Here is a 15,100-nt window from a genome sequence, read left to right on the forward strand (position 1 = left end):
GCAGGTATCCTGTTATATACATGGTTATCACGTACAAGAAAAAAAGGGAGGCTTTCCAGCAATGAAAAGAAAGATGCAGATGGCACTAAGCTTGATGTTGGCACTTGTATTCGTATTCGTCACCGCATGCGGCAACTCGAATAACGAAGGCGGCACGAACAACGGTACGACGAATGAAGCGACCAATTCGGCAAACGAAGGCGCAGCGGCTGAACCGATTACCATTCGTGTAGCATCAGGAGACAACAACGCGAACTGGGATGACATGCAATCCGATGTCGGTAAATTTATTCAAGAGAAAACAGGTATCACGATTAAACAGGAATTTCCTGTTGGCGGTACCGATTCCGATATGTTCGCGCTTATGGTGGCAAGCGACGATTATCCGGACCTTGTTATGCCCAAAGGCAGCGCAGGTAAATTGGTTGATGCCGGCGCAATGATTGACCTTCGTCCATTGATCGAGGAGCACGCGCCGAACCTGAAAAAGGTTTACGGCGAATACTTCAACCGCCTTCGCTGGAGCGAGGATGACGATGCGATTTACATGCTTCCGCAAGACGGTGTAGGCCAAACTTATTTCGAAGCAGGCGGCGGCTTCCAATTGCAGCACCAAGTGCTTGAAGCAGCCGGTTACCCTGAAATCAAAACCGTTCAAGATTATGAAGCAGCAATCAAAGCTTACATTGAGAAAAACCCAAAAACGGCAGACGGCCAACCGACAATCGGTATGTCGCTTAACGGCGGCGAGTGGCAAATTCTGATTTCCGTAACAAACCCTGCATTCTATGCTACAGGCGCTCCTGATGACGGCGAATTCTATGTAAATCAAGAAACTCATGAAGCCATTATGCACTACCAACGTCCTGAAGAAAGAGAATATTTCCGCTGGTTGAACCACATGAACGATATCGGCTTGCTTGACAAAGAAAGCTTCGTTCAAAAATACGATCAATACAAAGCTAAAGTGGCATCCGGGCGTGTTCTTGGCCTTATCGACCAAAACTGGGATTACGGCGATGCGGAAAACGCGTTGAAAGCAGCAGGTAATTTCAAAGCGACTTACGCTCGTTTCCCTGTAACATTAAATGAAACGTTCCAAGATCACTCGTTCCAAGGCACAGGCTACCTCTCCGGCTACGGAATCGGTATTACGAAGAACGCTAAAGATCCTGTACGTTTGATTAAATTCCTTGATTACCTTGCTTCCGATGAAGGCCAAGTACTCGTTAACTGGGGTATCGAAGGCAAACATTATAACGTAGAAGACGGCAAACGCATCATTCCTGCGGATGTTCAAGCTCAAAAATCGAACGACAACAACACTTTCAAGAAAACAACGGGCATCGGCAACTACTTGATATCCGCTCGTTACGGCGATGGCGTGAAGGATCCTTCCGGAAATTACTATACAACAACATTCCCGGAGCAAATCCAAACGGCTTATTCCGAAGAAGACAAAAAGACGCTTGCGAAATACAATGCGACGACTTACAAAGATCTGTGGCCTGCTGACGACGCATTCCCAGAGCGTAAATACGGCGCAGCTTGGACGCTTCCTTTCGAAACGGGCTCCCAAGCAAACGTAATTTTCCAAAAAACGCAAGATATTATGAAAAAACGCATTCCTGAAGCTATTCTTGCTAAACCAGCGGACTTCGACAAAATCTACGATGCATTCTTGAAAGATCTTGAAGATGCAGGCGTTGCGAAATTGAATGCCGAGTTCACGAAAATGGTGCAAGACCGCGTAGCACTTTGGTCCAAATAGGTTTAAAAAAGGCGAGGAAGGAGAGAGCTCATTTGATGAGCTCTCTTCACGCGTTCACAATATGCATAGAATGAAAGGAGAAACAGAATAACATGATAAATGATAAACTTCCGAAAATATGGTATGGCGGCGATTATAATCCGGAGCAATGGGACGATGAAACAATGTCGGAGGATCTTCGCATGTTTAAGCTTGCGGACATTGACGTTGCGACTGTTAACGTGTTCTCATGGGCCCGCATTCAGCCGAGCGAGGAATCCTATGATTTTACCGAACTGGATAAAATTATCGACAGGCTTCACGGCGACAATATTGCTGTCTGCCTTGCTACGAGCACGGGGGCTCATCCTGCCTGGATGGCTAAGCGCTACCCTGATGTGACCCGCGTTGACTATGATGGACGCAAGCGTAAATTCGGCGGGCGCCACAATTCATGTCCAAGCAGCCCTACATACCGTAAATACACGAAGCTGATCGCCGGTAAGTTAGCTGAGCGGTACAAAGACCACCCATCGCTTGTTGCATGGCATATTTCGAATGAATACGGCGGCTATTGCTACTGCGACAACTGCGCCGACGCTTTCCGCGTTTGGCTTCAAAAGCGCTATAACACGATTGAGCAATTGAATAAAGCATGGTATACGAGTTTTTGGGGGCATACGTTCTATGATTGGGATGAGATTGTACCTCCTAATGCGCTAAGCGAGGAGTGGGGAGGCAACCGTACCAACTTCCAAAGCATTTCGCTTGACTATCGCAGATTCCAATCGGACGCCTTGCTTGACTGTTACTTAATTGAATATGATGAAATTCGCAAGCATTCGGCTAATATTCAAATTACGACCAACTTAATGGGCACTTATCCAGAGCTTGATTATTTTAAATGGGCTAAGCATTTGGATGTTGTATCTTGGGACAACTATCCTTCCATTGACACTCCCGTTAGCTTTACGGCTATGACGCATGCGCTAATGCGCGGCCTTAAGAGCGGCCAGCCGTTTATGCTGATGGAGCAAACGCCAAGCCAACAGAACTGGCAGGCCTACAATGCCTTGAAGCGTCCTGGCGTTATGCGTCTTTGGAGCTATCAAGCGGTCGCTCATGGCGCGGATACCGTTATGTTCTTCCAGCTTCGCCGCTCCATCGGTGCATGCGAGAAATATCATGGCGCTGTCATTGAGCATGTGGGGCATGAGCACACGCGTGTTTTCCGCGAATGCGCGGAGCTCGGCCATGAGCTCACCAAGCTTTCCGACAAGCTGCTCGATTCACGGATTGGCGCTAAGGCAGCGATCGTATTTGACTGGGAGAACCGCTGGGCTGTCGAACTCTCAAGCGGACCTAGCATAGCGCTTAAATACGTGGATGAGGTTCATAAATATTATGACGCCCTGTTTGAGCTCAATATTCAAACCGATATGATCAGCGTCGAAGAGCAGCTCGACCAGTATGATCTGGTCATTGCTCCGGTCATGTATATGATTAAGCCCGGCTTTGCAGAGAAGGTCGAAGCTTTCGTTAAGCGGGGAGGCACTTTCATTACAACCTTCTTCAGCGGCATCGTGAATGAGAATGATCTGGTAACCACAGGCGGATATCCGGGCAAGCTTCGCAATGTTCTTGGCATATGGGCGGAAGAGATCGACGCGCTGCTGCCAGGTCAGCAAAACCATTTGGTTATGAAAAAGGTAGACGGAGCTCTGAGCGGCACTTATACATGCAGCTTGTTATGCGATTTGATTCATTCCGAAGGCGCGGAGGTTGTTGCGGAGTACGGCTCTGATTTTTACAAAGGCATGCCGGCAGTTACCGTAAATAAATTTGGCAAAGGGGAAGCTTGGTATATCGCTTCCAGCCCTGATGGGCATTTCCTTCAAGGCCTGCTTAGCAATCTTTGCAAGGATAAAGGAATCGATCCTTTACTTGCAGCGCCTTCTGGCGTTGAAGTCACGCGCAGAAACAAGGACGGCAAAGCATATACCTTTATTTTGAATCATAATTCGGAGGCGGCAGAGCTCGAGCTGGGCGCTCAGCCGCGTCCTGAGCTATTGACTGGTGAGCCTGTCAGCGGCACACACAGCCTTGCAGCCAAAGGCGTTATGATTATTGAAGATTAACTTTGCCTAGAAAATTCGATGTACACAAGCTCTCTGACTGGGTATTAGGCATATGCTGTAGTTATAAGCCCGATGTGAGGGGAGCAGCGTTTGTGTCGAAAAAACGGCAGCGTTATTTATTGAGCATACTTGTGCTTGTATTGTATGTATTGCTCGTTCTTTTATTGTTAGCGATATTAATTTGAGAAAAGGATTGTCCAAGGCGAATGCATTCGTCTGAGACAATCCTTTTTTTTGCTGGAATATTGCTTCCTGCTATTACAAATAATGAACGAGAAGAAAGCAATGCGGATACGGAACCTCGAGCTTATGCCTAACGAGATACCGTGCCGGAAAAGGAGGATGGCGCAGTGGCTACAAAAAGCAAAAGCCGAAATAACTACAAAAAAATGGCGATGTCGCCGAAGGAATATCAGTCTTTCGCGAAATCCATGGAGCCGCCAAGATCGATTTTGGGAAACTGTTTGAAGGCATTTGTTTTTGGCGGTGCGGTATGCGTGCTTGGACAAGTCATTCAAGAGCTTTACGTTAATTTGATGGGAATGAGTCAGGAAGCAGCAAGCAACCCCACGGTTGCGACGCTTATCTTAATATCCGTTATTCTGACGAGTCTCGGCGTATACGACAAAATCGCGCAATGGGCCGGGGCCGGATCCGCTGTTCCCGTAACCGGGTTTGCGAACTCGATGTGCTCGGCAGCATTGGAGCACCGGAGTGAAGGCCTTGTGCTCGGCGTGGGCGCAAATATGTTTAAGCTGGCGGGATCCGTCATCGTTTTTGGTACAGTAGCTGCTTTTTTCGTCGGAATCGCCCATCTCATACTAGGTACTGGGGGTCAGTAATATGCTGCGTGGGAAGCAATCATGGTGGTTTGAGAAGCGCCCGGTTATTATTGGCGAAGCAACGGTGGTCGGTCCTGACGAGGGAGATGGTCCGCTCGCGGCTGATTTTGATCTCGTTCATCCCGAACTTGATATGCAGCAGAAAAGCTGGGAAAAGGCGGAGAGGCTCCTGCTTGAGCAAGCATCCGAGTTTGCCATTCAAAATGCAGGTATACAGCGCGATCAGCTTCAATTTTTTATTGGCGGAGATTTGATGAACCAAATCATAAGCAACAGCTTCGCGGCTCGCTCGCTCGGTGTTCCCTACATCGGCGTTTTTGGCGCCTGCTCAACATCGATGGAAACTCTTGCGCTCGCTTCATTACTCGTGAATTCCGGAGCAGGTACGCATGTGCTTGCCGGAACATGCAGCCACAATTGTACGGCGGAGAAGCAATTTCGTTATCCAACCGAATACGGCTCTCAGAAGCCGCCTACAGCGCAGAATACCGTAACGGGCGCTGGCGCTGCCATCGTCGCAGCTGAAGGAAACGGGCCAGTCGTTGAATGCGCGACAATAGGCAAAGTAATCGATCTAGGGATAACGGATCCTTTTAATATGGGAGCAGCTATGGCGCCGGCCGCGGTCGATACGATACAAGCTCATTTTAACGATACCGGCCGTACACCAAGCGATTATGACTTAATCGTAACGGGAGATTTAGCTGGAGTAGGGCATCCGATTGCGAAGGAGCTGCTCTTGAAAAACGGGGTACCCATGAATGATACGGTCTTCAGCGATTGCGGCCTGATGGTATATGACGTGCAGAAGCAGAAGGTGCAGGCTGGAGGAAGCGGCTGCGGCTGTTCTGCTGTAGTGACCTATGGGCATTTACTTAAACGAATCAAAAAGGGTGAATTAAAGCGAATTTTAGTTGTTGCTACTGGCGCATTGCTGTCACCGCTCTCGTTCCAGCAAGGGGAGAGTATTCCTTGTATCGCGCATGCTGTCGCCATTAGCGCAAAAGGAGGATAAATCAGTATGATTTTTTTATGGGCCTTTCTAGTTGGCGGAGGAATTTGCGTGATCGGTCAGCTCATGTTTGATGTGCTTAAGCTGACTCCGGCTCATACGATGGCGACGCTGGTGGTTATCGGGGCCATCGTTGACGGCTTTGATTTATATGAGCCTTTGGTCAAGTTCGCAGGAGCGGGAGCTACCGTTCCGATCACAAGCTTCGGCAATGCGCTCGTTCACGGGGCATTGACCGAGCTGCATAGTCAGGGGTGGATTGGCGTCATTTCTGGTATCTTTAAAGTCACCAGCGCCGGCATCTCGGCAGCAATAATTTTCTCCTTTCTGGCAGCGCTTGTGGTCAGACCAAAAGGATAATAAATATAGGACATAAGTTGGAGGATCCTGTGGGATCTTCCAATTTTTTTTGTAGCGAAAAAGTTTGTGTACGGGAAAGGAAGTACTGTAAAATAGTAGTATTGAGTATGTACTTTAGCGTTATTTCGGGAGGTAATGAAATGGATATTCGTCCTGCAGACATGCAATTATGTGCTATTATTCTACGAAACTTAGAAACTTGTATCCTTGGTAAACAGGAAGAAATCCAGAGATTGCTCATCGCTGTTATTGCAGGCGGACATGTTCTGTTGGAAGATGTGCCCGGAACAGGTAAGACGCAGCTGGTGAAAGCGCTGGCAAAGTCAATCGGCGGACAATTTCGCCGTATCCAATGCAATCCTGATTTACTTCCTACCGATATTACAGGCGTTTCCATCTATCATCCCAGACAGGAAACCTTTATTTTTCGACCGGGTCCGGTTATGTCTAATATACTGCTAGCCGATGAAATAAACCGAGCTACAACGAAGACTCAATCCGCGCTGCTTGAGGCGATGGAAGAGGGGCATGTCACGGTTGATGGAGACACTTACGAGCTTCCGCGTCCGTTCGTACTGCTTGCTACCCAAAATCCAATCGAGTTTGAAGGCACCTATACGCTCCCTGAGGCGCAGCTTGACCGCTTTATGATAAAGCTTTCGCTTGGTTATCCGAGCGAATCGGATGAGCAGCGAATGGTGTTATCTAATGAAGGAATCCATCCGTCCGACCGCATTGAGCCAATGATTAATATATCGGACATGATTCATATTCAAGAACAAGTATTACAGGTGCATATCGATGATGCGGTAGGAAAATACCTGGTAAGCCTAATAAGAGGAACGAGAGAGCATACGAACGTCATGCTAGGGGCCAGTCCCCGCGCAGCGCTGGCGCTCGCAAGAGCGGCTAAAGCGAGTGCGTATATCCAGGAGCGTACATTTGTAACGCCTGATGATGTGAAGGAGCTGGCGCCACATGTTCTTTCCCACAGGCTATTGCTTCGTACAGAGGCCAGAATGAACGGGCTTAAAGCGGAGGACATCATCGCGCAGGTGATCCAGTCCACGAAAGTGCCGGTTCGGCTAGAGCGATAATCAGATGGCAGCGGCTAAATCTACGAAGCTGCGCTGGCAGCTTGTCGCCGTTATTTATTTGACTAGTCTTTTTTATTTTTTATTTCAAGGCGGCAAAACCGCGATGATGCTCTTTATGATCTTAAATCTATTACTTATTTATTTAGTGCTCGGGCGTTGGAGCGGCATAAACAAAGTAACGGGGAGCAGAAGTTATTCGGTGCCAAGCATGAACGCACTCGATCAGTCCCTATCGGCCGGAAGCTCGCTTGAAGTAAATCTTACCATGAAAATCCCAGGCTATTATCCTCTGCCTTATGTTATCGTTAGGGACCAGCTACAACGTCATAACGGGCAAAGGATGGCCTTTGAGACCTCCTTTGTACCGAATTGGAAACGATCGGGGCAGGTGGCGTACCAGACCCCTCCGCTGCTTCGCGGGGAATATCGTTTTACGCACACGCAGTGTTTGTCTTACGATGTATTTGGTTTATTCGAACATTCTGGACAGTTCGGTAGGGAGACCGTGTTCAACGTGCTTCCCCAAACGGTGCCGCTAAGACAATGGAACGGGATCCAACGCGGAATTCGCGGACCATACTCCCATGCTGTTGCTACCCGGTCCGCGAAGGAAACAACACAAATAAACGGCGTCCGGGAATACTTATACGGCGACCGCTTATCGCGCGTGCATTGGAATGCGACGGCCAAGACGGGGGAGTGGAAATCAAAGGCTTTCGAACGGGAGTCATTACCGCGTACGGTCGTCATCCTCGATCGTCATGCAAACGGCTATTCCGGGGAGTTGACAACCCGCTTTGAATTAGCCGTATCAGCGGCAGCTTCGCTGCTGGAGAACGGTTTGAAGGATGATACGGCTATGGGCTTGCTTTCGATTGGCGAGACGCTGACGATGATTCCCCCTAAATCAGGCGTGGATCAACGGAATGCGATGATGAGGCATCTTACTTTTGTTAATGCGGATGCAGTCCGGCCTTTGTATGCCTCGCTGCAGCAAGCGGATACGATTTTAGAGCCTGGCAGCTTTGCTGTCGTGATTACTCCTGAGACCGGTGCAGACGTGATACGAAGCATGGAGTGGCTTTCCCGAAAAGGAATGACGCCGTGTTTGCTGCATATTTCATCCGTTGTTGACGCTCTTAGCCCTAATACGTCTTGGAAGCATGTGATGCGCGAGCGCGGCTGGCCAGTGTTTGAAATTCGCCAGCTCCAAGAGCTCCCCGCTGTCTTAGAAGGGAGTGGTATTGCATGAAGCGCAGCATGGTATCCATAGGCCTTTATCTAGCGGAAAATTGGTTCGATAAGCTCAGATTTATTTTTATTGCCATCATTTTATCCAATACGATTACGATATTTGAAGGCTATTGGTGGGAGGAAACCTTCTCCATTGCCTATTACACGCTGTTTGCCGCAGTGGCAATCGATGTTTTGCTGCCTGTTCGGATGAAGCTGCTAAAACTGCTGCTTCAAGCGGCAGCGGCGATATTTATTACCTCCCGGATAGCAAAAATGGACTGGCTGATCGCAACCCCGCAGCGCTGGGAGGAGTGGATCTGGTGGCTGCAGGTCCATACCGCGCAGTTAAATCCATATATTTGGATCAGCCTGGCTTTGCTTCTTTTATATATCCTGTTCGGAATATGGACAGCCACGCGCGTGCGGATGTTCGGCTTCGTCGGCGTAAGTATCCTTGTGCTAACCATTGCGGATTCCTTTACGCCAATCTGGCTGTGGGATGAAGTAGGGATGGTTGTTTTTATAGGCCTGCTTTGGCTGGTAGCCAGTCATTTGTCACGGCTGCAGCGTGAGCACCCGAAGAGCTGGAGGGAGCTGATCGAATATCCGCTGCAATTAATTCTGCCGATTGCGCTCGTACTTACTGTGCTGATGACTGTCGGTCTAAATATGCCGTCCTTGTCGCCGCTTCTGCAGGATCCCTATACGATCTGGAAGGAAGCAAACGGGGAGCAAGTACAAGTATTCCTGGGCGATAAAGGAACGGATACGATAACGCCGAACAAAACCGGCAATGCGAGCTCTGGCTACAGCCGCAATGATGATCAGCTGGGCGGAGGGTTTGAATTTGATTATTCGCCGATGATGACCGTCACCACCTCGCATCGCAGCTACTGGCGGGGTGAATCGAAAGCGATCTATACGGGCGCCGGCTGGATGGACGTTGATTCGAAAACGGGCGGCGAAGTTCTTGTTTCGGTCCCTAAAGGTGAGACGCTCGTCTCACTCGATCCTCCTCCGGCAGCGGGTACAACCAAGATTGATCAAATCGTTACGATGGTGCGGAAGGATGTTTATCCCGTCTTGTTTGCGGCGGCCCCGCTTACGAGCGTAAACTGGATGAATGATGACACAGCATCTTTGCCGTCTGGCTTAAGATGGGAAGCGTCCTCCGGCGAGCTGCGATTATTGAATTGGTCCATGAAAAACCGTAAATATCCACAAACCTATTCGGTCACCTCTTCAGTGCCTATTATTGATGAAGAGCTGCTGCGGGAGACAACGGCGGGCTGGCCTGATCAGGCGGCTGCGTCGAGAAATGCATATTATTTGGAGCTGCCGGACACATTGCCGGATCGCGTCAAGCAATTGGCAAAGGAAGTGACCGCGGAAGCCACCAACGACTATGATAAGGCAAAATCGCTTGAAGCTTATTTGAGACTTAATTATACTTACAATAACTTGCCGGATGAATCCAAGCTTACCGGGTCGTCGCAAGATTTTGTGGATCAGTTTCTATTTGAGCTCAAAGAGGGCTATTGCGATTATTTCTCTACCGCTATGGCTGTCATGGCAAGAAGCTTAGGACTTCCCGCGAGATGGGTAAAAGGCTTTGCTCCTGGTGTGCTGCCGATTAGCGATTACGGTCCGCCCGGCGCGTATTTGGAAGAGAATATTAATCCGAGCGGCGCCGGTACGTATACGGTTCGGAATTCCGACGCCCATTCCTGGGTAGAAATTTATTTTGACGGGTATGGCTGGATTCCTTTCGAGGCAACAGCGGGCTTTACCTTCCCGTACACTTTAGCGGAGGATGAAGCTCCTGCTCTGCCGGACGTGGATACGGAAGACAGTGAGGCTGCTGCAGTCAGCAGCAATGAGAGCTCATCGAGCTCGAAGGTGTGGGCTTGGAGCGCAGGTTCACTCTTGTTCATTGCGGCAGCCGCGTGGCTATTCATTCGTCGCGACAAGCTTGTTTTGGCCTGGCGCAAGCTGCGTCACGGCTCCTATACTTCGAATGACCGCATCGTAATTGAGACGCAGAAGCTGCTTCGTATTTGCAAGAAGCGCGGACTGGAGCGCGAGGAGCATGAGACGCTAAGGGAAGCGGTCATGCGATGGTCGCAAAGCCAGAAACGTCTGCGCGATGATTTTAGAGCGGTGCTAGACCGGTTTGAGCAGGCGAAATACAGTCCTTCCATGGCTTCATCGGAAGAAGCGGATCGTTTCGTTGTAAAAGTCAGATCAATCATCGATCAATTAAGGTGAAACTACGATTATTCTTATGGGAAATGGATCCATTATCCATAGGTTGGAATGATTTGGAATAACATACCGAATTTCTTCATTTTACTTGAGCAAATACCGCTTGCCAGAGAAATTGGCAGCGGTATTTTTTGCAACAAATTTGGTTTGTATGGTATAGTTTCGTAAGATAGCAGGCAGAAAGCAGAGGGATATCCATTATGTTTGAACGGCTGTTGCCGCATATGCGCGTTAATACAGTTTATGAAATTAATTTAGATGAGCTGCATGCGAGAGGCGTTCGCGGCATCATTACGGATTTGGATAATACGCTCGTCGGTGCAAAGGAGGCGTTAGCTACGCCTGAGCTTGTGCAGTGGCTTGATTACGTGCGCTCACGGGGGTTTCAGGTTGTTATCGTATCGAATAACAATGAAACCCGTGTTGGGAAGTTTGCAGCACCGCTGAATATTCCATATATTCACGCTGCTCGCAAGCCTGCTGGAAAAGCGTTCAGGAAGGCGCTCAGCGTACTAGGCCTAGCCGCAGATCATACAGTCGTTATCGGCGATCAAATGCTTACTGATGTGCTTGGCGGCAACCGAATGGGACTTTATACCATTTTGGTTACGCCGATTGCTCCTTTAGATGAAGGAATCATGACGCGAGTGAATCGCCGTATCGAACGTTTTGCATTAGTACGCTTGAGGAAAAAAGGGTTATGGTATGAGGGGGACACAAAGTGATGGAACAACAGCTTAGTCAGGCATCTGGTTCATGTGCGGGCTGCGGGGTGGCGCTTCAGACAAAAAGCTCCGATTTGCCGGGATATTTGCCGGAAGCGGCTATAGGACGCGAACCGGTTATTTGCCAAAGATGCTTCCGGATTCGCAATTATAATGAGGCTTCATCCGTTGCGGTTGATCAGGATGACTTCTTAAAGCTGCTAGGCAGCATCGGAAACACGGATAGCCTGGTTGTGCACATCGTAGATTTGTACGATTTTGAGGGCAGCTTGATCTCAGGCCTGCAGCGGTTTGTCGGAAATAACCCGGTGCTGCTTGTCGTAAACAAGATTGACCTGCTGCCGAAAGCGATGAACGTCAATCGCCTAAGAAACTGGGTACAGAAGCAAGCGAAGGAAGAGGGCCTGCGTACAGTGGACGTCGTACTGTGCAGCGCGAAGCGCAACATGGGCTTTGAGCGCGTAATTGAAGCCCTCGAGCAATATCGCAACGGTCGTGATGTTTATGTGGTCGGCGCAACGAATGTCGGCAAGTCTACCTTAATTAATCGACTGATCCGTGATTACAGCGATATGGAACGCGAATTGACGACTTCAAGGTACCCGGGAACTACGCTCGATGCCGTTCATATTCCGCTTGAAGATGGCAAAGCGATTATTGATACGCCTGGAATCGTATATTCATCACGGATGACGGAGGTCGTACCGCGCAGCTTCCTCGGTTCTTTGCTGCCGGACAAGCCGATCAAGCCTCTTGTTTATCAATTGAATTCAGGCCAATCGCTGTTCATCGGCAGCCTGGTCCGATTTGATTTTGTCGAGGGCGATCGTCAATCCTTTACGTTTTATGTGTCTAATGCGCTTAACATGCACCGGACGAAGCTGGAGCGGGCGGATGAGCTATATGCCGATCACCGTGGACAATTGCTTGGGGGACCGTCGCTTGAAGAGCTGGAGACTATTCCGGCATGGACCAGACATTCACTGCGTGTAAAGCGCGGCGTAAACAAGGATGTATTCATTTCCGGTCTTGGCTGGATTCAGGTGAACGGCACCGGCGGAGCAGTAATTGATATCTACGCGCCAAAAGGCGTAAAAGTTATGCTTCGCGATTCTATGATTTAACGACATGGCACTTGGAAGGGGAATTCACTGTGGCGTACGCGGGCGCAGGAAACCGGATTGATAGCAACACCCTTTTGTTCGGTGTAATCGGCAATCCGATTAGACATTCAAAATCACCGATCATGATGAACCGTGCCTTCCGGGAAACGGGAATCAACGGCGTATATACAGCATTTCACGTAACCGCTGACCGCATCGGAGATTTTGCGGCAGGCGTTCGCGCAATGGGGATCCGCGGCATTAATGTCACGATCCCCCATAAGCTGGACATCATGTCTGTGCTCGATGAGATCGACTCGAGCGCGCAAGCAATCGGCGCGGTAAACACGATCGTAAATGACGAAGGCCGGCTCATCGGCTACAATACCGACGGGATCGGATATGTACGTTCATTAAAGGAAGAAGCGGAAAGCGAGCTTGCCGGCAAACGAATCGTTGTAATCGGCGCCGGCGGTGCTGCCCGCGGAATCATATTTGCCCTCGCAAATGAGATGCCCGCCCGCATTACGATTGCCAATCGTTCCGTTGAGCGCGCCAAAGCGCTTGCGGACTCTTTGCAAGGGAAAGCCGAAATTTACGCGATTTCGAACGAGGAGCTGCAAAGCGCGTGCCTGGATGCGGATATCGTGATCAATACGACCTCGGTTGGCATGTTCCCGAATACGGATGAGACACCGGTTGATGCAAACTGGCTTAAGCCGGATGCGGTTGCAAGCGATTTAATTTACAATCCCTTAAAAACGCGATTTCTCAAGGAGGCCGAGCAGCGCGGCTGCCGTATCCACGGCGGACTTGGCATGTTCATATATCAAGGCGCATATGCCTTCGAATATTGGACAGGCCAGCCGGCTCCGGCAGCGGCGATGCGAGAGACAGTCCTAGCTTCCTTACAAAGCTAACCCAATATTTTTTTATTGGTTATAAACAAATAAACAGTCGAAACATCGAGATGAAAGAAGGAACCATTATTATGCTTACAGGTAAACAAAAACGTTATTTAAGATCACTTGCCCATCACATGACACCTATTTTCCAAGTGGGTAAAGGCGGCACGAACGATCACCTTGTTCGTCATATCGAGGAAGCCATAGAATCACGCGAGCTAATCAAGGTATCCGTGCTTAACAACTGCCTGGATGATCCTAGAGAAATCGGTGCGGAGGTTGCCGCGGCAGCTGGAGCCGAGCTCGTTCAAGTCATTGGGAAAACGATCGTCCTCTATAAGGAATCAAAGGACAACAAACAAATTGTGCTTCCTAGCGCAGCTCGCAAGTAAAACATTATGAATGTTCGGAGTTTGGTTGGCCATGCGGATTTTTGTCATAAAGGGCATACTAAAACCGCAGTGGCTTTCATAGCTCTGATTCGGCTTGATGCAGGGAGGCGTTCAACGAGTGAGTAAGATAGGTATTATGGGCGGAACCTTCGATCCCATCCATATCGGCCACTTGATCGCGGCGGAAACAGCGCGCGAGCAGTGTGACCTGCATGAGGTATGGTTCATTCCGTCTTACGGTCCTCCGCTCAAAGCAAATGAGCCGGGCGTTAGCGGAGAGCGGCGCTACGAAATGGTTTGCGAAGCCATACAGAGCAATTCGGCATTTCGCGCATTGGATATTGAATTGCTTCGCGGCGGTGTCAGCTACTCCTATGATACGGTTAGGGAGCTGCAGCAAAGAAATCCTTATGACTCTTTCTCCTATATTATCGGTTCAGATCGGATAAATGACTTGCCGCAATGGTATGAAATCGAGCAGCTTGCTTCTCGAATTTCATTTATCGGTCTGGAGCGTCCCGGAGATCCGGTAAATCTTGCTGCTCTGCCTGTTTACTTGCAGGAGCGGATAAACCTCATTCATATGCCTGCAATCGATATTTCTTCTACAGAGATTCGCAGCAGGAGAAACGCCGGGCATACGGTTCAGTATTTAGTGCCGGATTCGGTGAATAGCTACATGAGGAGGTACAAACTGTATGAATCGTGAGCAAATGATCGACAAGGTGAAAGCAGAAATGCCGGAGCGAAGATGGCTTCATACGCAAGGAGTCATGGATACCGCGATTCTGCTCGCTGAGCGATTTGGCGAGGACCCCATACGTGCGGAGCTGGCTGCCATTTTGCATGATGTAGCCAAATACTGGCCGACAGAGCGGATGCAGCAGGTGATTCGTGAGCAATCCTTGCCCGCTGAGCTGCTTTTTTATGATAAAGAGCTGTGGCATGCACCGGTTGGCTCTTGGGTAGCTGAGCATGAATACGGCGTGACGGATGCCGAAGTACTCGATGCAATCCGTTACCACACCTCCGGACGCCGGGGAATGTCGAAGCTGGAGAAGATTGTATGTCTGGCCGATTACATGGAGCCGGGGCGCGACTTTCCAGGCGTGGACATTATACGCGAGCTAAGCGAACAGTTTTTGGATAAGGCACTGCTTGCGGGATTCAATTCTACGATTACCTTTTTATTGGCAAAGGGAAAACGAATATTTCCGCTAACAGTAGAAGCGAGAAACGGTTTATTGGAATAATAATATTTTACAGGAGGCTGAG

General features: G+C 49.3%; 14 protein-coding genes. All 14 read left to right on the top strand.

Annotated elements, in window-relative coordinates:
* Positions 1-61: 61 nt before the first annotated feature.
* The 14 genes from RCO25_RS22980 (at position 62) to yqeK (ending at position 15,078) form a co-directional block, all read left to right on the top strand.
* Positions 62-1,771, top strand: a complete 1,710-nt coding sequence (locus RCO25_RS22980; RefSeq protein WP_308998458.1) for an ABC transporter substrate-binding protein — start codon at positions 62-64, stop codon at positions 1,769-1,771.
* Positions 1,772-1,863: 92 nt separating this feature from the next.
* The gene (locus RCO25_RS22985) at positions 1,864-3,888 is read left to right on the top strand and encodes a beta-galactosidase (protein WP_308998459.1); all 2,025 of its coding nucleotides are present in this window, start codon (positions 1,864-1,866) and stop codon (positions 3,886-3,888) included.
* A gap of 389 nt (positions 3,889-4,277) precedes the next feature.
* A complete protein-coding gene (gene spoVAC, locus RCO25_RS22990) occupies positions 4,278-4,730 on the top strand; it encodes a stage V sporulation protein AC (protein ID WP_308998490.1) in 453 nt (150 codons plus the stop codon).
* Position 4,731: 1 nt separating this feature from the next.
* A complete protein-coding gene (spoVAD, locus tag RCO25_RS22995; protein ID WP_308998460.1) occupies positions 4,732-5,745 on the top strand; it encodes a stage V sporulation protein AD in 1,014 nt (337 codons plus the stop codon).
* 6 nt (positions 5,746-5,751) lie between these two features.
* Positions 5,752-6,102, top strand: a complete 351-nt coding sequence (spoVAE, locus tag RCO25_RS23000) for a stage V sporulation protein AE (RefSeq protein WP_308998461.1) — start codon at positions 5,752-5,754, stop codon at positions 6,100-6,102.
* A 140-nt stretch (positions 6,103-6,242) separates the two neighbouring features.
* Positions 6,243-7,199 (top strand): AAA family ATPase, encoded by a 957-nt coding sequence (locus RCO25_RS23005; RefSeq protein WP_308998462.1) that lies wholly within the window; start codon positions 6,243-6,245, stop codon positions 7,197-7,199.
* A 4-nt stretch (positions 7,200-7,203) separates the two neighbouring features.
* Complete coding sequence (locus RCO25_RS23010; RefSeq protein ID WP_308998463.1) at positions 7,204-8,451, top strand: DUF58 domain-containing protein; 1,248 nt, start codon at positions 7,204-7,206, stop codon at positions 8,449-8,451.
* A complete protein-coding gene (locus RCO25_RS23015) occupies positions 8,448-10,703 on the top strand; it encodes a DUF4129 domain-containing transglutaminase family protein (RefSeq protein WP_308998464.1) in 2,256 nt (751 codons plus the stop codon). Before RCO25_RS23010 ends, RCO25_RS23015 begins: the two co-directional genes overlap by 4 nt.
* 197 nt (positions 10,704-10,900) lie before the next feature.
* Positions 10,901-11,425: a YqeG family HAD IIIA-type phosphatase gene (locus RCO25_RS23020; RefSeq protein WP_308998465.1), complete on the top strand. Its 525-nt coding sequence runs from the start codon at positions 10,901-10,903 to the stop codon at positions 11,423-11,425.
* On the top strand, positions 11,425-12,549 hold the full coding sequence (yqeH, locus tag RCO25_RS23025; RefSeq protein WP_308998491.1) for a ribosome biogenesis GTPase YqeH: 1,125 nt from the start codon (positions 11,425-11,427) through the stop codon (positions 12,547-12,549). The genes RCO25_RS23020 and yqeH overlap by 1 nt, the downstream gene beginning before the upstream one ends.
* Before the next feature lie 29 nt (positions 12,550-12,578).
* Positions 12,579-13,448, top strand: a complete 870-nt coding sequence (aroE, locus tag RCO25_RS23030) for a shikimate dehydrogenase (protein ID WP_308998466.1) — start codon at positions 12,579-12,581, stop codon at positions 13,446-13,448.
* Between the two features lie 71 nt (positions 13,449-13,519).
* Positions 13,520-13,825 carry a ribosome assembly RNA-binding protein YhbY gene (gene yhbY / locus RCO25_RS23035; RefSeq protein WP_308998467.1) on the top strand — a complete coding sequence of 102 codons (306 nt, stop codon included), beginning with the start codon at positions 13,520-13,522 and terminating at the stop codon, positions 13,823-13,825.
* 97 nt (positions 13,826-13,922) lie between these two features.
* On the top strand, positions 13,923-14,534 hold the full coding sequence (gene nadD, locus RCO25_RS23040; protein WP_308998468.1) for a nicotinate-nucleotide adenylyltransferase: 612 nt from the start codon (positions 13,923-13,925) through the stop codon (positions 14,532-14,534).
* The gene (gene yqeK / locus RCO25_RS23045; protein WP_308998469.1) at positions 14,524-15,078 is read left to right on the top strand and encodes a bis(5'-nucleosyl)-tetraphosphatase (symmetrical) YqeK; all 555 of its coding nucleotides are present in this window, start codon (positions 14,524-14,526) and stop codon (positions 15,076-15,078) included. Before nadD ends, yqeK begins: the two co-directional genes overlap by 11 nt.
* Positions 15,079-15,100 lie beyond the last annotated feature (22 nt).

It is taken from the genome of Paenibacillus sp. LHD-38 (genome assembly GCF_031157315.1).
GTDB lineage: Bacteria > Bacillota > Bacilli > Paenibacillales > Paenibacillaceae > Pristimantibacillus.